Source organism: Paenibacillus amylolyticus (assembly GCF_036894225.1).
Classification (GTDB): domain Bacteria; phylum Bacillota; class Bacilli; order Paenibacillales; family Paenibacillaceae; genus Paenibacillus; species Paenibacillus amylolyticus.
The window spans coordinates 2,529,765-2,549,455 of sequence record NZ_CP145892.1 but is presented as its reverse complement, the minus strand read 5'-3'; the positions used below and the strand labels follow the sequence as shown (position 1 = coordinate 2,549,455).

22 protein-coding genes are annotated in these 19,691 nt (G+C 44.5%); all 22 read right to left on the bottom strand.

Going from position 1 to position 19,691, the window contains the following annotated elements:
• Positions 1-498, bottom strand: a complete 498-nt coding sequence (locus V6668_RS11530; protein WP_017689162.1) for a chemotaxis protein CheD — start codon at positions 496-498, stop codon at positions 1-3.
• A complete protein-coding gene (locus V6668_RS11525) occupies positions 491-1,111 on the bottom strand; it encodes a chemotaxis protein CheC (RefSeq protein ID WP_100529443.1) in 621 nt (206 codons plus the stop codon). Before V6668_RS11525 ends, V6668_RS11530 begins: the two co-directional genes overlap by 8 nt.
• Before the next feature lie 10 nt (positions 1,112-1,121).
• Positions 1,122-1,583 (bottom strand): chemotaxis protein CheW, encoded by a 462-nt coding sequence (locus V6668_RS11520; protein ID WP_036609340.1) that lies wholly within the window; start codon positions 1,581-1,583, stop codon positions 1,122-1,124.
• A gap of 41 nt (positions 1,584-1,624) precedes the next feature.
• Positions 1,625-3,697 carry a chemotaxis protein CheA gene (locus V6668_RS11515; protein WP_036609342.1) on the bottom strand — a complete coding sequence of 691 codons (2,073 nt, stop codon included), beginning with the start codon at positions 3,695-3,697 and terminating at the stop codon, positions 1,625-1,627.
• A gap of 32 nt (positions 3,698-3,729) precedes the next feature.
• Positions 3,730-5,172 carry a chemotaxis-specific protein-glutamate methyltransferase CheB gene (gene cheB, locus V6668_RS11510; protein WP_036670377.1) on the bottom strand — a complete coding sequence of 481 codons (1,443 nt, stop codon included), beginning with the start codon at positions 5,170-5,172 and terminating at the stop codon, positions 3,730-3,732.
• Positions 5,173-5,204: 32 nt separating this feature from the next.
• Positions 5,205-6,092 carry a MinD/ParA family protein gene (locus tag V6668_RS11505; RefSeq protein WP_036670376.1) on the bottom strand — a complete coding sequence of 296 codons (888 nt, stop codon included), beginning with the start codon at positions 6,090-6,092 and terminating at the stop codon, positions 5,205-5,207.
• Positions 6,089-7,441, bottom strand: coding sequence for a flagellar biosynthesis protein FlhF (flhF, locus tag V6668_RS11500; protein WP_076318525.1), 1,353 nt, complete (start codon positions 7,439-7,441; stop codon positions 6,089-6,091). The genes V6668_RS11505 and flhF overlap by 4 nt, the downstream gene beginning before the upstream one ends.
• Entirely contained in the window at positions 7,438-9,471 is a 2,034-nt protein-coding gene (flhA, locus tag V6668_RS11495; RefSeq protein WP_036609349.1) for a flagellar biosynthesis protein FlhA, read from the bottom strand. Before flhA ends, flhF begins: the two co-directional genes overlap by 4 nt.
• Before the next feature lie 25 nt (positions 9,472-9,496).
• Complete coding sequence (gene flhB, locus V6668_RS11490) at positions 9,497-10,579, bottom strand: flagellar biosynthesis protein FlhB (protein WP_179086416.1); 1,083 nt, start codon at positions 10,577-10,579, stop codon at positions 9,497-9,499.
• A 23-nt stretch (positions 10,580-10,602) separates the two neighbouring features.
• Positions 10,603-11,391 (bottom strand): flagellar biosynthetic protein FliR, encoded by a 789-nt coding sequence (fliR, locus tag V6668_RS11485; RefSeq protein WP_036609353.1) that lies wholly within the window; start codon positions 11,389-11,391, stop codon positions 10,603-10,605.
• Between the two features lie 10 nt (positions 11,392-11,401).
• Positions 11,402-11,671, bottom strand: coding sequence for a flagellar biosynthesis protein FliQ (fliQ, locus tag V6668_RS11480; RefSeq protein WP_017689172.1), 270 nt, complete (start codon positions 11,669-11,671; stop codon positions 11,402-11,404).
• Positions 11,672-11,696: 25 nt separating this feature from the next.
• Complete coding sequence (gene fliP / locus V6668_RS11475; RefSeq protein WP_036609355.1) at positions 11,697-12,452, bottom strand: flagellar type III secretion system pore protein FliP; 756 nt, start codon at positions 12,450-12,452, stop codon at positions 11,697-11,699.
• Positions 12,449-12,985 (bottom strand): flagellar biosynthetic protein FliO, encoded by a 537-nt coding sequence (locus tag V6668_RS11470; protein ID WP_100529395.1) that lies wholly within the window; start codon positions 12,983-12,985, stop codon positions 12,449-12,451. The genes fliP and V6668_RS11470 overlap by 4 nt, the downstream gene beginning before the upstream one ends.
• Before the next feature lie 11 nt (positions 12,986-12,996).
• Positions 12,997-13,362, bottom strand: coding sequence for a response regulator (locus V6668_RS11465; RefSeq protein WP_017689175.1), 366 nt, complete (start codon positions 13,360-13,362; stop codon positions 12,997-12,999).
• Between the two features lie 28 nt (positions 13,363-13,390).
• Complete coding sequence (fliY, locus tag V6668_RS11460) at positions 13,391-14,665, bottom strand: flagellar motor switch phosphatase FliY (RefSeq protein WP_036609358.1); 1,275 nt, start codon at positions 14,663-14,665, stop codon at positions 13,391-13,393.
• Positions 14,655-15,653 (bottom strand): flagellar motor switch protein FliM, encoded by a 999-nt coding sequence (fliM, locus tag V6668_RS11455; protein ID WP_036609359.1) that lies wholly within the window; start codon positions 15,651-15,653, stop codon positions 14,655-14,657. The genes fliY and fliM overlap by 11 nt, the downstream gene beginning before the upstream one ends.
• Positions 15,654-15,693: 40 nt before the next feature.
• Positions 15,694-16,155, bottom strand: coding sequence for a flagellar basal body-associated FliL family protein (locus V6668_RS11450; protein WP_036609360.1), 462 nt, complete (start codon positions 16,153-16,155; stop codon positions 15,694-15,696).
• Positions 16,155-16,376 (bottom strand): flagellar FlbD family protein, encoded by a 222-nt coding sequence (locus V6668_RS11445; protein WP_017689179.1) that lies wholly within the window; start codon positions 16,374-16,376, stop codon positions 16,155-16,157. Before V6668_RS11445 ends, V6668_RS11450 begins: the two co-directional genes overlap by 1 nt.
• Positions 16,377-16,444: 68 nt before the next feature.
• The gene (gene flgG / locus V6668_RS11440; RefSeq protein ID WP_036609361.1) at positions 16,445-17,263 is read right to left on the bottom strand and encodes a flagellar basal body rod protein FlgG; all 819 of its coding nucleotides are present in this window, start codon (positions 17,261-17,263) and stop codon (positions 16,445-16,447) included.
• 81 nt (positions 17,264-17,344) lie between these two features.
• Positions 17,345-17,728, bottom strand: coding sequence for a TIGR02530 family flagellar biosynthesis protein (locus V6668_RS11435; RefSeq protein WP_036609362.1), 384 nt, complete (start codon positions 17,726-17,728; stop codon positions 17,345-17,347).
• Positions 17,725-18,282, bottom strand: coding sequence for a flagellar hook capping FlgD N-terminal domain-containing protein (locus tag V6668_RS11430; protein ID WP_017689182.1), 558 nt, complete (start codon positions 18,280-18,282; stop codon positions 17,725-17,727). Before V6668_RS11430 ends, V6668_RS11435 begins: the two co-directional genes overlap by 4 nt.
• Positions 18,283-18,301: 19 nt before the next feature.
• Entirely contained in the window at positions 18,302-19,690 is a 1,389-nt protein-coding gene (locus V6668_RS11425) for a flagellar hook-length control protein FliK (protein ID WP_338708467.1), read from the bottom strand.
• Position 19,691 lies beyond the last annotated feature (1 nt).

The window sequence follows — 19,691 nt, the reverse complement described above, 5'->3', positions numbered from 1 at the left end:
TTATAGTTCCTTTACACCCATTTGTACGCTTCGAATAGTCAAAAGTCCAGTTTCACAATCCATCTCAATCGTTCGTCCATAATTCCCACCCGTATCTTCTGCTAGAAGAGGGATATTGAGTTTTTGAAGCCACTCTCGACAAGAATCTGCATTCCTTGGTCCAATACGCATTGTATCTCCAGCGCCAGCAAAGGCAAACATCTGAGAGCCTCCGGCCATTTTAGACACAATACGTGAGTGAGAAGCGCCTAGTTTAATCATCTTTTCCAAAAGCTCAGGCAACGCCGTATCCGCATATTTCGCAGTGTTCAGTTTCCCTTCACGGGCAATCTCCGAAGTAGGAAGCATGACATGCGCCATTCCAGCCAGCTTCAAATGTGGGTCATACATTGTTAATCCCACACACGAACCCAAGCCAGTCGTACGGATTACACCAGGAAGATGAGCGATGTTTAAATCCGCCATACCGACTTTAACGACGCTTTTGTCCTCAATCATAGCTCAGTGGCACCCCTAGCGATTCAAATATCTTTGCAAAGGATGGTGGATCCGGAATGAGGAAAAACTGACCCTCAACTTGATCTTCACCTTCAAAGAAAGATGTGTCAATCAACAATGCAGCGTCACCCATCTCGCCAAATTGCAGCAAGCCATAACTTAGAATGGCACCCGCCATGTCGATGGCAAGTCCAGGGACAGTTGGATACATAGACAACTTCGTGAAATCTGCCAGAGAAGAAAGATAGGATCCAGCCAAAATATTTCCAATCTCGGAAAGCGCTGATTGTTCCATATCTGTAAAATCGAGTCCTTCTTTCAGATCAAACCCGGCAAGTCTATTCAACAACATTTTAGCAGCCTCTGGTGTCATCATAAAGAAAAGATTTCCCGGTGCTTCGCCTTCTACACGAAGAAACACGGTAACCACGATGCGTTCATCTCCGCCCACTTTTTCGGCAACTTCTTCAAAAGGGAGCATTTGTACTGTAGGTACACCCATGTCAATCGGTCTGTTGAGGAGTTGAGACAACGCCGTTGCGGCGTTGCCTGCTCCAATGTTACCGACCTCTTTGAGCACATCCATCTGGAATACCTCAAATCGGTTGAACATCTCCACGGTACTAGCCCTCAACACTTTCCAGCTGTACAATCTCGCTTTTATTTAATACTTCGTTTAGGTTGAGCATAATCAACAAGCGTGAATCTTCCAATTTAGCAACACCTCGCAGGTATCTCGCTTTGACGCCGCCAACCACTTCTGGGGGGCTATCGATCGCACTGCTTTTGATATCAATAACATCATTAGCAGAATCTACGATAAAGCCAACTTGCATGTCGTCTACACCTACGATAACAATACGAGTCTGATCCGTGTATTCCGTTTCCGGAAGGGAGAAACGACCGCGTAGATCAATGACTGGAATTACAACACCGCGTAGATTAATAACTCCTTTTACAAAGGAAAGTGTCTTGGGGACACGGGTAATTGGCATCATGCGCTCAATCGTCTGAACCTTGTCTACCTCAATACCATACTCTTCGGAACCCAATTTAAAGACGATGACTTTCAACTCTTCTTCCATGTAAAAAACCTCCCTATTAAATGTAAGACTTAGCTCTATGCTTATTTAATAAATGCATTAGGATCAAGAATCAGGGCTACTTGTCCATCTCCGAGAATGGTTGCTCCAGAGATTCCTTCAATAGCAGGAAGATAGGTTCCCATTGATTTGAGAACAATCTCACTTTGTCCAATAAATTCTTCAACAGCTACGGCTGCAAGACGGTCGCCTTTGCGAATCACGACAATTTCTGTTTCTTGCTCATCAGCGTCATTGAAATCCGGTACAGAGAATACTTCGCTCAAAGACAAGTACGGAATCAGTGACTCACGGAATGTGATCATTTTATTGCCGTGAATATTACGAACTTGCTCACGTTGTACAATGGCCGTCTCTACAATGGAGGACAACGGAACAGCATATTTCTCAGAACCAAGTCGTACAAGCATTGCAGCAATAATGGATAGTGTCAACGGAAGCTGAACAGAGAAGTTCGTGCCTTTGCCTGGAGTTGAATGAATCGTTACATTACCGCCAAGCGAAGTGATCTTCGATTTTACTACATCCAAGCCAACACCCCGGCCAGAGATATCCGAGATAATATCAGCAGTACTAAAACCAGGTGCGAACAACAGTTGATTCACTTCATCATCACTCATCTTGGCACCTTGTTCTTCGGTAACAACACCACGTTTGATCGCGGTTTTCAAAAGCTTGTCGCGATAGATACCTTTACCATCATCTTCAATTTCGATAAATACGTGATTTCCACTGTGGAAGGCACGCAGGTTTACTGTACCCATCTCTGGTTTACCTGCAGCTACACGCTCTGCAATGGATTCCACACCATGGTCAACCGCGTTACGCAGTAAATGCACAAGCGGATCACCAATCTCATCAATTACCGTACGATCCAGTTCCGTCTCAGCACCTGTAATCACCAGATCGATTTTTTTATCAAGTGTCTTAGCCAGATCACGGATCATGCGCGGGAATCGATTAAATACGGTATCTACCGGAACCATTCGCAATTTCAGTACAATATTTTGCAAATCTGTGCTAACTCGACTTAAATGAGCTACTGTATCGGATAAATCATTGTTGCCTGTTTCACTGGCCAGTTGCTCCAGACGTGAACGGTCAATCAACAATTCACTGAACAGGTTCATCAATACGTCGAGACGTTCAATATCCACACGAATGGTACGTGAAGGTGCAGCAGCTTGCTTCGGTGCAGCTGTTTTAGCTGGTGCCGTTGTGGTTTCTTCTTTGGGTACAGAATTCTTATCCGGCGAAGCAACCTCAGCTACAGCTGTTGGTGCGGGTGGCGCTTCAACTGTAGCTGCTACCTGATTGGCCATCTGCTGAAGAGTCTCCTGATCCAGTTGAATGAGCTTTGCACTTTCAATTTCAGAGATACTCATGATGCCTTCTTCCAGTTCGTGCGCTTCTTTAGTTGTTATGTAATACAACGAGAAACTGCGCTCAAACTTCTCCTGCTCAATATCCTGAACGGATGGGTAAGCCTTAACGACTTCACCTGAACGTTCCAGCATATCAAAGACCATATAAGCCCGTACACCTTTTAACTGGCTATGCTCGCTAACAAGCACATCCACGTAGAACACACGATGACCTTCGGCGATCGACTGATCCAGCACTGAATATTGGAATTCATCCAGCTCCACAGCCGAAGAGATTGAAGCGTTAGCCGGCTTGTTTGTTTCTGTAGCAGGTCCATTTCCGTTTGTCATTTCACCATTTTCAATGGCTTGAAGTGAAGCTACGATCGACGATACATCTGCTTTACCTTGTCCACCTTCGGTAATATCCTGAACCATAGTTTCCAAAGCGTCCAGACTCTTGAACATGGTATCAAAAATGTAATCCTGCATTTTCAACTTCTCATTACGAACCAGATCCAACACATTTTCCATTTTATGTGTCAGTGATGCCAAATCTTCAAAGCCCATAGTTGCTGCCATACCCTTCAAGGTATGAGCAGAGCGGAATATAACCTGAACTATGCCCAGGTCTTCCGGATTGCCTTCAAGTTGAAGCATGTTTTCGTTAAGCGATTGCAGATGATCATTAGACTCATCAATAAACATGGATAAATATTGGTTCATGTCCATTGTGAGGCACCTCCTCCGTGAGTTACACTCCGTTATTTCACTGCTTGAACAAGTTTAGAAGCAATCTCCTGCAATGGCAGAAGATGACGAACGCATTGCAGCTCTACAGCAGAACGCGGCATACCATATACAACACATGTTTCTTCATTCTCGGCAAAGGTTGATGTAACTCCGGCTTCGTATAATCTCTTCATCATACGTGCTCCATCACTTCCCATTCCCGTTAGCAAAACAAGATGCCTTTGTAAAGATGTAAACGGCAGAAGTGACTCAAACATCGTATCCACTGAAGGTCTATGGCCATTCACTGGTTGATCTTCAGTCAACTTCACGATAAACTTCCCGTCTGCTGTTTTGTTAACTTTCACATGGAATCCGCCGGGTGCTATATAGGCGGTTCCTTTTTTCAGAACCATGCCCTCTTCAGCTTCAACCACATGCAGTGGACTGAATGTATTCAATCGTTGAGCCAGAGAACGTGTGAAATTGGGCGGCATATGCTGCACAATAATGACCGGTGCAGGCAAATCAGCAGGCAACTGCTCGAGCAATGTCTTGAGAGCCCTCGGTCCACCCGTAGAACAACCTATTGCCACAAGTTTGTTGAATGGTCCTTCCAGTCCCCCTCCACCTTTGGGAACAGGATTAGGCTTGATTACATCCTTGGCTTTTGCAGAGGCAGAAGTTGCCGCTATTTGATCAGCTGCCACTCTAGCTGCATTAGGTAGTCGAACTTCCTTTGGAGTCTGTACTGGATTAGCTGACCTCACTGCTTTTTCTGCCTTCGTCCCCAAATTACGCTCAGCCTTTGGCAAAGGCTCCGGTTTATTCTCTACGCGACCTGGTTTTGAAGGTGACAATGGTTCAATTGGTTTCTTGGCTTTGGCCTGAAAGGCTTCAGTCCGCTCTCGAAGAGAGCGTTGAATCGTCTCGACAGGTTCGATCGTTTTTTTTACAGGCTCCGCTCGATCCCTAGCCGGCAGTTCTTTCTGCACTGGCTGAGTTGGGGGAGCAACTGCTCCTCGCAACATGTCTCTATTTTTCATGGATAACTCACGATCAGCTTTTCTTTTGACCTCATTCATCGCAGCACGCATGCGCTCAACCAAGGCTTTACCAACTTGAGCAATATCCTGGTCATGTGAAATAGATGGTTTGCGAATGAAGTCAAATGCCCCGGCTTCAAGCGCCATAATGGTTTCTTTCATGCCTTGTTCATTGATACCAGAGAGCATAATCACAGGAACGAAAGATTCCTTCATAATTGATTTTAATGCATCCAACCCATTCATTTCGGGCATCTCAACGTCCATTGTAATAATATCGGGTTTCAATTCTAGTGATTTTTGAATCGCTTCTCTACCGTTTGATGCCGTTGCCGTAACCTTGAATTCCGGATCCGCTTGGATCAAATCCGTAACAATCTTACGCATAAAAGCGGAATCATCGACAACCAATACTTGATACGCCGCCATGTTGTGTCACCCCTGTTTCCTTTATTCAGAAATCATGTTGTTCGTTTAAGCCACTTATTCATAAATCCCCTGATTCCTGTCAAGGTTCCGGATCCCGGAGTTGCAGGTACAGCCAGATAACGAAGAGCAAGTTTCTCTATATCTTTAGAGGCTTTGGCATTGGGATAAGCCAGACTATAGGGCATTTGCCTTTTAACCGCCTTGACTACCTGGGCGTCTTCTGAAATATACCCAAGCAGCGGAATATCCGTCTGCAAAAACCGCCTCGCCACTCCAGCTATTTTTTCTGCCACCCGTTCCGCTTCTCGTTCGTCTTCCACCCGGTTAACGATCATCCGAAAGGGTGTAGCATTTTCCTGGCCGTGCATAACTTTAACTAAAGCATAAGCATCGGTTATTGAAGTCGGTTCAGGTGTAGTTATAATCAGGCATTCATCAGCAGCACCGATGAACTTCATATTCTCTCTGGAGAGTCCTGCCCCAGTGTCAAAGATGACATAATCCATTTCCTGGGCAATATCCTCGACTTGACTGGCGAAAAACTCCAGATCACGATCAGACAATGAGAACAACTCTTTCATGCCCGATCCTCCAGCAATGTAAGGCAAGCCACTGGCACCCAGTTGTATGATTTCCCTTATGGATTTTTGTCGGTACAACAGGTGGTAAAGATTATAGGAAGAAGACGTACCCATAAGAACATCAATATTAGCCATTCCAATATCAGCATCAAATACAAGTACCTTTTGCCCCAAAGCCTGCAATGCCAAGGCAAAGTTCAGTGTGAAATTGGATTTGCCAACACCTCCCTTACCACTGGCCACAGTAATAATTTTCGAGGATCGAATATCTCGCTCAATGCCTTCCATTTCCAATGGCGCGGAGACCATACTTCGAAGTGTAGCTGCCTGATCCTTCATTGTGACCATTCTCCCAGCAACTGTTTGGACAACGAATCTGCATCTGGTTTCAACAAATCGTCTGGAACATTTTGTCCATTTGCCACATATGCGAGCTTGAGTGGAAAACGGTGTAACAAGTTAAATAGCGGACCGCAGCTCCCAGTCTCATCCATTTTGGTGAAAATCACCTTATCCAGTCCATATTTACTGAAATGTTCCGTGATCTGCACCATATCAGCACTTTTGGAAGTCATACTCATGACCAGAAAGGTTTCGCTATTCTCTACAGGAGCAAGCAAACTTTGCAGTTCTGAAACAAGTAATTCATTTCTGTAGTTTCTACCCGCTGTATCCATAAAGATCAAATCACAATTCTCTAATCGAGAAATGGCACGTTGTGTATCACCAGGCGATTGCACCACCTCAAGTGGAACATTCAGTATAGATGCATACGTTCTAAGCTGTTCTACCGCCGAGATCCGATACGTATCTGATGTAATGAATCCAACTTTACGCTGTTTTTTGAACATTTGTTCAGCAGCCAATTTTGCAATTGTCGTAGTTTTCCCTACACCGGTTGGTCCAGCTACATAGACGATTCGCGTGGTAGGAAGAATGCCTTCTTCAATACGTTGCTCCAAAAAGTGCATAACCTCAAGCTTCACTATTTGCTCTACATCCTGTTCTTTTAATCCATCCTCAGACCATTTTGCTTGAATTGAATCAAACCAGGATTCCCATACTTCAGGCCAAACATCTTGTTCTGTCAAACGTTCTCGGATCGTATGCAGTTCCTCTGGCACAGGGTCCGCAGAAGTACCTTGCTTTGAAAGCCTGGTCACCATCTGTTTAAGATCCTGCAATTCAGTCATCAACTTATCCTGCTGCAGGTCTGAACCTGTTGGCTTCGGAGCAGTTGTTGAACCCGAAAAATCCGCCCCTTGCGGTCGCGGTTTATGATCCGTGCTCGAAGAACCTGAGCCGCTGTCTATGTTTGAACCGATATTACGCGATTCAAACACAGACGGTGCAGCCACAGATTGGTCCTGTACACTTTGATCAGCTGTATTCGTTGTCACCGACTCATCAGAAGCCGCAACAAACGAACGAGCTGTTTGCCGATAAGCCTCAGGTACAAATGCACGAGGTACAGGTGTGAATTGATTTTGTACTGGCTTTGTTGTTTGCTTGTTTTCTTCCTTATCCACTGCAGCTACAACTTCGATCCGTTTTTTGCGAAACATTCCCATTACACCGCCCACCTTAATCTCTTTGGTGGACAGAATAACGGCATCACTTCCCAGGTCTTTGCGAATTTGAAGCATAGCTTCGGGCATGGTCTCAACAACGTATTGTTTTACTCTCATAAGTTCACCACCCCGATACTTTGAATTTCAACATTCGGCTCCAACTCGCTGTAGGAAAGCACAGGAATGTCCTGCATAGTACGTTCAATAACCTGACGCAGATACATCCGAATGGTTGGAGAAGTTAATACAACAGGTTGTTGACCTGATTGAATCAAACGGTTCACTTGTTCACTGAGCTTCTGATATACACTTTGTGTAGATACAGGGTCTAGAGCAAGATAACTGCCTTGATCCGATTGTTGCACACTTTCAGCAATTTTCTTCTCAAGACCAGGTCCAACCGTGATCACTCGAAGTGTCTCACCTTTCTGTGAGAACTGCTGAGTAATCTGACGTGAGAGGGATTGTCTGACGTATTCAGTCAGCACATCAGGATCTTTCGTATACGTACCATAGTCAGCCAGTGTCTCGAAGATGGTAACCATATCTCGAATAGATATTTTCTCACGCAATAACTTGGCAAGCACTTTCTGTACATCACCAATGGAAAGTAGAGAAGGGATCAGTTCATCCACAAGGGCAGAATAGTTCTCTCTGAGATTATCCACAAGTGCTTTTGTTTCTTGTCTTCCAAGTAACTCATGCGCATGTTTCTTAATCAGTTCCGTCAGATGTGTAGCCACAACGGAAGGCGGATCAACGACCGTATATCCTGCAAGTTCGGCTCTGTCTTTGGTTACTTCATCAATCCATAGTGCCGGAAGTCCAAAAGCAGGTTCCGTCGTTTCAATACCTGTCACAGACTCCTCATCATAGCCAGGACTCATGGCAAGGTAATGATTCAACAACAGTTCTCCGCCACCTACCACATTACCCTTGATTTTGATAACATACTCATTGGGTCTGAGCTGGATATTATCTCGAATCCGTATGACCGGAACGACCAACCCCAGTTCAAGAGCACACTGCCTCCGAATCATAATGATCCGATCCAATAAGTCCCCACCCTGCTGATTATCAGCAAGTGGTATTAAACCATAACCAAATTCAAACTCAATAGGGTCCACCTGAAGCAGGTTAATTACACTTTCAGGACTTCTAACCTCTTCAATCTGCTGTTCTTCTTCCAACTGTTCTTCCGCTACTTGTTTCAAATTCAGATTATTCTGCATACGCCACGCGGCATATGCCAACACACCTGCCAACGGAAGCGTAGTAATAACATGAATTGGTGTGAAGAAACCGAGCATGGCAATAACGAAAGCTACGATATAAATTAGTATTGGATATGTAAACAGTTGCCCCGTAATATCATCTGCCAGGTTTCCTTCTGATGACGCTCTGGTGACGATAAGTCCTGCTGCTGTGGAAATAAGCAGAGCCGGGATTTGGCTTACCAATCCATCTCCGATAGTCAGTACAGAGTACGTTGCCATCGCATCTGCGAAAGCCATCCCATGCACAGTCATACCGATAATAAATCCACCAATGAGATTGATCAGGAGGATGATAATACTTGCAATTGCGTCACCTTTTACGAATTTACTTGCTCCATCCATCGCTCCATAGAAATCGGCTTCACGTTCAATTTTGGAACGACGCTCACGAGCTTGTTGCTCGTTGATCAGACCCGCATTCAGATCCGCATCAATACTCATTTGTTTACCAGGCATCGCATCGAGGGTGAATCGGGCAGCAACTTCAGCTACGCGCTCAGACCCCTTTGTAATAACGATAAACTGAACGACAACGAGGATCAAAAACACGATAAATCCAATTGCAATTTGCCCTCCAGCAATCCAGCTACCAAAGGTAGCAACTACAGCTCCAGCATCCCCTTCACCAAGAATTAGCTTGGTAGTCGAAATGTTCAGAGCCAGTCGGAATAGTGTAGTGATCAACAGCAAAGCTGGAAAAATAGAAAACTGCAACGCTTCTTTGCTGTTCATTGCAACAAGGAGTATCATCAGTGCAATTGAAATATTGACGACCAGCAACAAGTCCAACAGCCAGGTTGGGATCGGAAGAATCATCATCAACACAATGCCAATGATACCCGCAAGGACAGCTATATCTTTAATCTTCAATGAATGTACGGCCTCCGATCCCCTTTTATTTCGTTCTGCCCTTTAGTTTATATACATAAGCCAGCACTTCAGCTACCGCTTGAAACAAATCGGCCGGTATAGCGTCACCAATCTCGGCTCTCTGGAACAATGCCCGTGCCAGCGGCTTGTTTTCCATCGTAATAACACCGTTTTCTTTGGCTATTTCCTTAATACGCAAGGCGACATAATCCTGACCTTTGGCAATAATCTGTGGTGCCTCCATCTCGGAACCTTCATACTTTAGCGCAACCGCAAAGTGGGTCGGGTTCGTGATGATTACATCCGCATTTGGCACTTCCTGCATCATACGCTGCATAGCCATACGACGCTGGCGTTCCCGGATTTTACCTTTGATCAGCGGATCACCTTCCATTTTCTTGTACTCGTCTTTGATGTCTTGCTTGGACATACGAATCTTCTTCTCATGGTCATACTTCTGATACATGTAATCAAATATCGCAAGTATCATTAATGCCACTGCAATCTTGATACCAAGACTTAAAGTGATCGACGCAGCGAAATGTAAAATAGCATCCAATGAAAAATGAGAAAGTGAAGCAATATCTGACTGGTAGCCTTTAATTGTACTGTAAACGAGATAACCGATAAGCGACATTTTCAAAATGGATTTAGCAAATTCCACTAATGAGCGGAGAGAGAATATATTTTTGAAACCTTTAATCGGGTCCAGTTTCTCAAGTTTTGGCTTCAAACCTTCCCCTACAAGAAGAAAACCAACTTGCATGTAGTTAACGATCAAAGCAACCAGGAACGCACCCAGCAAAACGGGAGCGATCAATAACAAAACTTCAATGCCATAGCGCATCATAAGCGCCATCACATTCTCTCCGGTGATATCCATACTCAATCGATTGATGAAGATATCTGTAAACAGACGAACTATACGTTCTTTATAGAAATTGCTGAATACCATCATGATCAAAAACACGATTAGGAGAATGGATGCGCCAGATAGTTCAGCGCTTTTTACAACCTGTCCTTTTTTTCGTGTATCCTGTCTCTTTTTCGGGGTAGCTTTCTCCGTCTTCTCCCCTGAAAACAACTGGAGGTCGAGTTGAAGTTTCATCCGTGTCTTTTCCTCCGTTTCACTCAGCCGGGCCTTTGTCCAATGGTACCAAGCAATTTTTCCATCGATCTGAATATCGCTTCGAACAATTGACTAAATACAAAGGAGAAACTGGGAACCAGCAAAAGCAAAATAGCAAGACCAACGAGTAACTTAAGCGGCAACCCAACTGCAAATACATTAAATTGAGGAGCAGTTTTGGCCAAAAAACCCAATCCAACATCCGTCAAAAACAACGCAACTACAATCGGAGCCGACATCTGAAAAGCCAGCATAAATGATTGACCTAAGGTCTGAATCAAAAATTCAGCAATACTTCCATCTGCCAACCGTAGGAAAAACACATTAGATAATGGTACCCACCGGTAACTGTAAACTATCGCATCCAGCAAATAATGGTGACCATTCATTGTCAGAAACAGAAGCATAGCAAATGCATACTTCAAGTTACCCGTAAGTGGAGCGGAAGCACCTGTCATTGGATCGTATACATTGGCCATACCAAAACCGATCTGTAGATCGATAAAGGTCCCCGCAGTCTGAACTGCCGTCATCAACAGATAAGCCACAAAACCTAAAAGCAGGCCAATTAGAATCTCTCTGATGATCAATAAGACATAACTCAGGTCTGTGGGTACGGTCTGGTCTATTCCGTAAATCAGATAGACAGACAATGTGACAAATGCAGAGATACCTATTTTAACTGAAGCCGGCACATTTCGAGCCGAGAAAACTGGTGCAGTTACAAAAAATGATGTGATTCGACAAAACATAAGCAGAGCGACAGGGAAACTTTGCAACAATGTCTCCATCTGCTAAAGCCTACCCTATGTATCTGTATAGATTATCGAGAATATTAAACGTGAAATCGACCAAGATATTTAAGATCCAAGGTCCAAACAAAAGTACTGACAGAAGTACGGCAACAATCTTGGGCACAAAAGCTAATGTTTGTTCCTGAATTTGAGTTGTCGCTTGAAAAATACTGATTGCAAGTCCTACAACCAGAGCTAGTATAAGCATAGGTGCGCTGGCCAGCAATGACGTGTATACCGCTTTCCCGGCCAGACCGATAATAAATTCCGAAGTCATGACCGTCCTCCTTTAACTTTCCGGATCAAGTGTTAAAACTCAGTAACAGTGACTTGACAACCAGATACCACCCGTCCACAAGGACAAAGAGCAGTATTTTGAAAGGTAATGAGATCATGACCGGCGGAAGCATCATCATCCCCATTGCCATGAGTGTACTCGCGACAACAATGTCTATAACCAGAAACGGAATAAAAATCATAAACCCCATCTGGAATGCTGTCTTCAACTCACTGATTACATATGCCGGCACCATAACAGTAATTGGGATATCCTGATAGGTCTTTGGTTGTTCAGTCTGATTGTACTTCATAAACAGCAGAAGATCTTTTTCTCTGGTGTGACTAAACATAAATTTCTTCATGGGATCCGCTGCTTTTTCAAGTGCCTCGGTTTGCGTAAGCTCTCCCTGGAGATAGGGCTGAAGCGCTACCTGATTTATGGAAGACAACGTCGGCGACATAATGAAAAGTGTCAGAAATAGCGCCAAACCGACCAGCACCTGATTGGGTGGCATTTGTTGTGTACCCAAAGATGTACGTATAAAACCGAGCACAATTACAATCCGGGTAAAACTGGTCATCAGTACAAGCATTGCTGGAGCAATACTAAGCACCGTAATTAACAGAATGATGGACAGTGAACTCGTGCTTGGTGTTCCTCCATCACCGTTTCCAATCTGAATATCAATATTCGGAATGGGTTCGGCAAAGGCAACCGTTACAGATGCCAGACTGATAAGTCCTAATAAACAACACGCTAACCAAATCTTTTTCTTCATGAATCCCTCGACCGATCTGTAGTATTGTCTTTATCCAGGAGCTTTTCCATCTTCTCTTTACGGTTAGGCATCTGCCGAAGTTTGGATTCAAACATTTCGTGAAAAGAAGTTGTGTCCTCTAGTTCCATTTCCCGCGGCGGTTCTTCTTTACGGAAACGTTTTGTGAGCTTGGCAATGAGAGGTGAGAGATTTCCTTGTTGTGCAGCAGCATCTCGTTCGAAGGAATCAATGATTCTTTGGGCCTCTTCCAGATCCGAAACCTTATCTATCAACTGGATGTCTTCACCTACACCAAGCAGATATACACATCCACCAATTTCCATAATTTGCAATGACTTGTTTTGCCCCAGTCCAACTCCGCCCAGGGTACGAATTGTGCCGTGCCGGAACATTTGCTGATTCCTTTTGTTTAGAAAACGGATCAGATAAACAATAAGGGCCAGGATGACGGCCAGGACAACAATCACCCATACAAGCTGTAAATAATAATTACTTCCCACGCCAGCTCCTCCTGGAATATCACCCTGAGCCATCATCATGTCTCTTAAACGCCCAGTGTCTTGCTGATCGCTTCGATAACCCGGTCAGATTGGAACGGTTTAACGATAAAGTCTTTAGCACCTGCTTGAATAGCGTCGATTACCATCGCTTGTTGACCCATCGCGGAGCACATAATTACTTTAGCGTTAGCATCAATCTTCTTGATTTCTTTCAAAGCTGCAATGCCGTCCATCTCAGGCATCGTAATATCCATTGTGATTAGATCTGGACGAAGCTCTTTAAATTTCTCAATTGCTTGTGAGCCATCCTGTGCCTCACCAACAACCTCATATCCATTTTTGGACAAAATGTCCCGGATCATCATTCTCATAAATGCAGCGTCGTCTACGACTAAAATTCGGTTTGCCATCTTGATTCAAGTCCTCCCTAAATTGTGCTTATTGTAATTTCTGAATTCGGTCCCATTGGCTAACGATATCTATAACACGAACACCAAAGTTTTCGTCAATAACGACAACTTCTCCCTTGGCGATCAGTTTGTTATTCACCAAAATATCGACAGGTTCCCCGGCTAACTTATCCAGTTCGACAATCGAACCCTGTGACAGTTCCAAAATATCTTTAATTTGCTTCTGGGTCCTTCCTAATTCTACGGTGACCTTAAGGGGAATGTCCATCAATAAATTCAAATTGTTTTCGTCTACCTGACCATACGCCCCATTTTGCAAATTGGCGAATTGAACTGGTTGTACGTTAACATTCCTATTTGGCATTCCACCGTAATGTTGAGGTGCACCATAAGGTTGCTGCGGTGGCATGCCATACGGCTGCTGTGGCGGCATTCCTTGAGGCATACCCATCGGGGCCTGTCCATATCCGTTATAGTCCTGAGCAGGCTGTTGTGGAGCCTGTGGAGCCTGTTGGTGCTGAACGGGCGGCTGCTCCGCAACCGGTGGTGGCGTTGCTGGTACAGCTGCTGGCGCAGGTTCAGGTGTTGATGCCACTGGTGCGCTGGCAGTTGACTCCTGAGCGCCTCCAATCAGCATATCTACCATGCTTTTGGCAAAATGTACTGGAAGCAACTGCATCAGATTGGAATCGATCAGATCCCCGATTAACAAACGAAATGAAACTTGGATAAGTGTCTCATCTGCTGGAAGATTACTTACACCCTCTCCACTCTCCAGATTGAGAATATCGATTCCCGGAGGGGAAATATTCACAAAACGATTAAAAATCGTGGACATTGAGGTTGCAGAGGAACCCATCATCTGGTTCATCGCTTCCTGTACTGCACTAATATGGATTTCATTCAGTTCTTCATCGACCGGATTTCCTTCTCCACCCAACATCAAATCAGCGATGACTTGGGCATCTCTCTTCTTGATAACAAGTGAGTTAATACCTTCGAATCCATCCACGTAATTCACATGAACGGCAACATGTGGCTTAGGAAAAGCTTCTTCAAACTGCGTTCGACTAATGATAGAAACTTTAGGTGTTGTAATATCTACTTTGAGGCCTAATAGCGTGGATAAGGCTGTTGCCGCGCTACCAAATGTAATGTTACCAATCTCCCCCAAGGCATCCTGCTCCAGCTCGGTCAAAAAATCATCAACCGTCTTTTCAGCGGGTTCCGAGCTGTTTATCGATTCCGATTGCCTGAGCAAAGCATCGATTTCTTCTTGGGATAAATAATCCTTACTCGTCAAATTCTTCAACTCCTTCGGTGACAATCTTGTCTATTTGCACAGCCACACGGTCTTTGATTGTCCCCGGACTGCCCATGTATTTCAGTTTGTCACCCACTTTAATGGAAAGTCCCTCATCAACTGGTTTGTTCAACGTAATGACATCGCCAACGGACAGACCCAGAAATTCTGCAATTGAAATTCTCGATTCTCCCAATTCCGCAACGATTGGTAACTTGGCTTTGTTTACACGCTCTTTTAGAGCATCATACTCCTCCGGAGCTCTCGTTTTCTTCTCCGAAACAAACCACTGATGAGTTGACAACCGTGACATAATAGGTTCAAGAACGACATGCGGTATACATAGATTGATCATGCCTGTCGTGTCACCAATTTTGGTACTGAGCGAGATCAGAGCAATGGTCTCATTGGGAGATACAATCTGCATAAATTGCGGATTGGTCTCGAGCGCTTCCATCCTTGGGGAAATATCCAACACAGTCTTCCATGCTTCCTGCAAACTTTCAAATGCTCGGCTGAATATCCGCTCCATGATGGTCGTCTCAATCTCCGTCATGGATGCGATCTTGGTTGGAGCAATTCCGGTTCCACCAAGCAGGCGATCCAACATCGCATATCCCACGTTTGGATGGACTTCCATCACCATTCGTCCCTGTAGTGGCTCCGCTTCAAAAATGTTCAATATCGTCATCTTAGGAATAGAACGGATAAACTCATCATAAGGCAACTGTTCGACCTGAACGACATTGATTTGAACGAACGTCCGCAGTTGGGCTGAAAAATAAGTGGTGAGAAAGCGTGCAAAGTTTTCGTGAATACGAGTCAAGCTTCTGATATGGTCTTTGGAAAAACGCACTGCCCGCTTAAAATCGTACGATCTGATTTTCTTCTGAGTTTCTTCCTTCTTCAATTCTTCTGCGTCCATTTCACCAGAAGAAAGGGCTGCTAATAGGGCGTCAATCTCATTTTGTGATAATACATCCACCATGTTCTCACCCCCTTACAGGTCTACAGCGTGTTCTGTTCATTTACATTGGCGCCATTACAAAAGCTGAAAAACTGGTGCTGCTCAACTTACCTTCAGGTAAAGCTTCATTAATTAGTCCCGTCAATCTCTCATTAAATTGTACGCGGCCCTTCGCTGTAGCCAGCTCCTCAGACTTTGTATCCGCAAACGTCTGAATGATAATAGGCTTCACTGTAATTTCTTTGATTTTCTCGAAATCTTCTTTGGCTGTTTTGTCTGACAACTTGAATGAGAAGCTGACAACTACAACATGATCCGTATCAGCCAAATTGGTTTTAATTTCTCCAAGCTCAGAGGAAACCTCTACAATCTCATCCGCAGTCATCTTCTTAGCTTCTGAGGCTGCCGCCGTATGTGTGTCGTCCTTATTCCCGTTCTGTCCTTGCATAAATACAAACACAACCACCACAATGAGTGTTATCGCCAGCAACATTGTTGCAAGCCAGGGCATCATTTTTTTCATCAGGATTCCTCCGTTTGCTGCACTTTAATAGTGGCTGCCTGAACCCCGATTTCACGGTTGTAATCTTTAATCTTGGAAATAACGTCAGCAGCTTTTTCAAGCACAATCAGTCTCTTTCCAGTTACCAGAGTAATATACGTATCCGGCGTCTCTTCCACAATTTCAACCATCAGCGCATTTAACCACATGGGAGAACCATTTAACCGCGTAACCGAAATCATGCTAAGCCCCCTTAATCAGAGTGGGAGGAGCAAGCTCCCCCACGTTTTAAAAATTCATTAATCAGTTATTAACGTTTCAGGTTAACAACTTCCTGAAGTATTTCATCCGACGTTGTAATGATTCGGGAGTTTGCCTGGAATCCACGTTGAGCTACGATCATCTCAGTAAACTCTCCAGTCAGATCCACGTTAGACATCTCGAGCTGTCCAGCAATGATTGCTCCTGTTCCGTCCTCAGCACTGTTCGCTGTTAAAGGATCAAGAGTACCGTCAGGATTTGCGTTAGCTGTCATCCGGTATAGGTTACCCCCTATTTTTTCCAATCCTTCAGGGTTAACTACCTTCCCTATTCCAATTTGAGTATCGCCTTCGATTGTTCCATCAGCCATTGTCTGATTAATCATACCGTTCTGTCCGATTGTGAATGAAACAACATCATCCCCAATTGTAATGGGCTCTCCCTCACTACTTAAGACGAACAAACCATCTGAAGTTACAAGATTTCGAGCAGCATCAACATGGAAATCCCCTGCACGTGTCAAGTAAGGAATTTCCTGATCTCCACCCAGGGAGACAAGAAAAAAGCCATCTCCGTTAATACGTAAGTCTGTCGGATTGTTTGTAGTCATTGGGCTTCCTGCGAGATGCAGTGTATCTATAGATCCCACAGATACACCCAAACCGATTTGCTTTGCATTCACACCACCAGATGGAGCATCAGTTGGGGCAGTTACCCCTGCCGTTGTTTGGCTCATAATATCTTTGAACATAACCCGACTGCCTTTGAAGCCAACCGTGTTTACGTTCGCAATATTGTTACCAATTACGTCGAGTTTTGTTTGGAAACCCCGCATCCCGGAAACGCCTGAGTACATTGATTTCAACATTTTTAAAAATCCTCCCAGTCTTCATTTGGTTACCGCATCAGTCGGTCAGCGGCATTCCGGCTCCCGAGAAGGGCCAGCCGGTCAAGAAATGATTACGGCACTATCAATCTGAGTGAACACATTATTCTTCATGCTCTCACTATCCATAGCTGTAACCACAGTACGATTTTTGACATTGACGATAAAAGCCATATCCTGCATTAAAATCAATGACTCTTTGGCTCCTTTGGCAGCAGCTTTGTCCAAAGCAGAACCAATCTGTTCCATTTGCTCGGTCTTGAGTTCAATACCACGCTGTTCCAATCGTTTGGCAGCATGATTGCTCAATTTCAGAAGATTATCTTCCAGCACCTTTGCAAAAGGTTTTTCGGGTATAGCCGAAGCTTCTCCCGTTTTGGGTCTTTGAAGCATATTCGGTGTAATCGGGCCTGCGTATAATTGTCCAACCGTTATGCGATCACTCATATCGTTTTCCCGCTATCTTCTGTATCACCCGTTTCAGCGGATGATTCAACTTCCTGGCTCTCGTTCGTTTCAGGAGTTACATCCTGAACGTTCTGTACCGGAGTTTGACTCTCTTCTGCCTGTTTTGGATAATTCACCTGAATGATCTCATCCAGCTTAATCTCGTCGTTGCCCACTTTTGCGTATTGAACGCTATCTCTTACAATGATGGAATCTACAATACCCTGACGAAGAGTTCCGTTATCATCTTTATTAGAAGAAAGCCAACTTACCTCCATGCCAATCATGCCGGATACAGCACCAAGGGACTGGTTCAATGTTTTAAGCTGCGTAGAAATATTGACCAGTTGTTCCACTGAGCTGAACTGTGCCATTTGAGCGATAAATTCCTTATCCTCCATTGGCTGCATCGGGTCTTGATTTTGCAGCTGGGTAATCAGGATTTTTAGAAACTGATCTTTACCCAATTCTTTTGTTGCAGCACTTGTGGTTGCTTTATTGGCTGCCGAATAGTTCGGCCAGGTATTATTCATTGAAACATTTTCATTAGCCATTTACTCACCTCATTTCTATTTAAGCCTCAGCACTAAACGTATCTCTCTGTAATTCGTTTCCTTCGACTTGCTCGCTACGCCAGTTACGCAATTCTTCTTGAATCCCTGCTGTAGCTATAGCATCATCCGATTGTTCCTCACGCTCACGCGAACGGCGTTGTTGTTGAGAGTTACTTCCCGGCTGACGGCCTCCGTCCTGATACATCTGTGATCCGATTGAACTGTTCTGGGTAACCTCAAGTCGTTCCACTTGAATTCCCTGGGCTTGAAGTGATGAACGCAGCTGCGTCATTTGTTGTTCAAGCATGTCTTTAGCCATCGTATGCTCAGTCATAAACCGTGCAACCAACTGCCCGTTCTGTAAGGTAATTTGAACATCCAACTTACCTAGATGCTCAGGCCGAAGTGAGATGGTCGCCTCGGAAAATCCTTTTTGCTGGACAATATCCAGCTTGTTAACAACAAACTGTGTCATTTCCTTGGCAAACTGTGATGTTTGCATTACAGGTTCAGCCGGTTTTCCTGCTGTTGTACCTGATGAACGCAAGGACAGCTCTCCTGCAGTAATGATGGTTGAGTGTTCCACTTCTCCACCTGCATTTGAAGCAGATGTTGTCTCAGCTTCAGCTTTCACCTGGGATCCAGAATTCGCCACTGCCGCAACAAGAACTTGTGGTACGACCGAATCCTGTTTGGATGTTTGAAGCGAAGTACTTGGAGCAACTTGTGCAGTCTGATCCTTAACTGCAGTCAATGTATCCAGTATGGATTTCAGTTCAGTCCATCCTTTGTTACTAGTGGTATCCACTCCAGCCTCTTGAAGCTGACTCTGCAGAGATTGTAACAAATGTTTGAATTCAGGAGCGTTCTTCGCAACGTTACTCTCAGGATCATTCATTCCAGCTACTAATTGTGTAAGCATATCTTGCAGAACAAAACGTACTGCTGCAGGATGCTGCGACAGTTCAATTGCGGGTACTGTTTTTACACTTTCGGCTCCGTTCGAAGACTCGTCGGAACCTTCTGCATTAGTACCTGAAGGATCACTTAATTGTGTATACATCTGTTGAATCAGAGTTTGCAAACCTGCAAGTAGAGCTGGGTCATTTTCCAAAGCTTCGTCAAGTGAATCCAAGTCCGTGAACAACGAATTCAGTATATCTGTGATTGATGCCGCTTCTCCTTCTTCACTTGTAGCAAAGGAAAACAACAACGGATTGGCAGTTAAACTTCCAGTAGCGCTTGAACTATCACCTTCTGTGTTTCCTCCAGATAGCGATTGTGCAAGAGTTTGGAGAAATTCACCGCTAGCACCTGCAGCTGAACCTTTCGATTGTGCTCCGGTTGTCTGACCTGTCCCCGTTGCTTTTGCAGATGCTGTGGATGCCATTTGATATACAATCGACATT

Bases quoted from the DNA above. Each gene is read 5' to 3' on its own strand.
- flgG (WP_036609361.1), bottom strand. From the start codon at position 17,263: ATGTTGAAATCAATGTACTCAGGCGTTTCCGGGATGCGGGGTTTCCAA.
- V6668_RS11450 (WP_036609360.1), bottom strand. From the start codon at position 16,155: ATGAAAAAAATGATGCCCTGGCTTGCAACAATGTTGCTGGCGATAACA.
- fliQ (WP_017689172.1), bottom strand. From the start codon at position 11,671: ATGACTTCGGAATTTATTATCGGTCTGGCCGGGAAAGCGGTATACACG.
- V6668_RS11505 (WP_036670376.1), bottom strand. From the start codon at position 6,092: ATGAAGGATCAGGCAGCTACACTTCGAAGTATGGTCTCCGCGCCATTG.
- fliR (WP_036609353.1), bottom strand. From the start codon at position 11,391: ATGGAGACATTGTTGCAAAGTTTCCCTGTCGCTCTGCTTATGTTTTGT.
- V6668_RS11525 (WP_100529443.1), bottom strand. From the start codon at position 1,111: ATGTTCAACCGATTTGAGGTATTCCAGATGGATGTGCTCAAAGAGGTC.
- V6668_RS11445 (WP_017689179.1), bottom strand. From the start codon at position 16,376: ATGATTTCGGTTACGCGGTTAAATGGTTCTCCCATGTGGTTAAATGCG.
- flhB (WP_179086416.1), bottom strand. From the start codon at position 10,579: ATGAAACTTCAACTCGACCTCCAGTTGTTTTCAGGGGAGAAGACGGAG.
- cheB (WP_036670377.1), bottom strand. From the start codon at position 5,172: ATGGCGGCGTATCAAGTATTGGTTGTCGATGATTCCGCTTTTATGCGT.
- fliM (WP_036609359.1), bottom strand. From the start codon at position 15,653: ATGGTGGATGTATTATCACAAAATGAGATTGACGCCCTATTAGCAGCC.
- fliP (WP_036609355.1), bottom strand. From the start codon at position 12,452: ATGAAGAAAAAGATTTGGTTAGCGTGTTGTTTATTAGGACTTATCAGT.
- V6668_RS11430 (WP_017689182.1), bottom strand. From the start codon at position 18,282: ATGGCTAATGAAAATGTTTCAATGAATAATACCTGGCCGAACTATTCG.
- V6668_RS11520 (WP_036609340.1), bottom strand. From the start codon at position 1,583: ATGGAAGAAGAGTTGAAAGTCATCGTCTTTAAATTGGGTTCCGAAGAG.
- V6668_RS11530 (WP_017689162.1), bottom strand. From the start codon at position 498: ATGATTGAGGACAAAAGCGTCGTTAAAGTCGGTATGGCGGATTTAAAC.
- V6668_RS11470 (WP_100529395.1), bottom strand. From the start codon at position 12,985: ATGGCTCAGGGTGATATTCCAGGAGGAGCTGGCGTGGGAAGTAATTAT.
- V6668_RS11465 (WP_017689175.1), bottom strand. From the start codon at position 13,362: ATGGCAAACCGAATTTTAGTCGTAGACGACGCTGCATTTATGAGAATG.
- V6668_RS11435 (WP_036609362.1), bottom strand. From the start codon at position 17,728: ATGAGTGATCGCATAACGGTTGGACAATTATACGCAGGCCCGATTACA.
- V6668_RS11425 (WP_338708467.1), bottom strand. From the start codon at position 19,690: ATGTCGATTGTATATCAAATGGCATCCACAGCATCTGCAAAAGCAACG.
- V6668_RS11515 (WP_036609342.1), bottom strand. From the start codon at position 3,697: ATGGACATGAACCAATATTTATCCATGTTTATTGATGAGTCTAATGAT.
- flhF (WP_076318525.1), bottom strand. From the start codon at position 7,441: ATGAGAGTAAAACAATACGTTGTTGAGACCATGCCCGAAGCTATGCTT.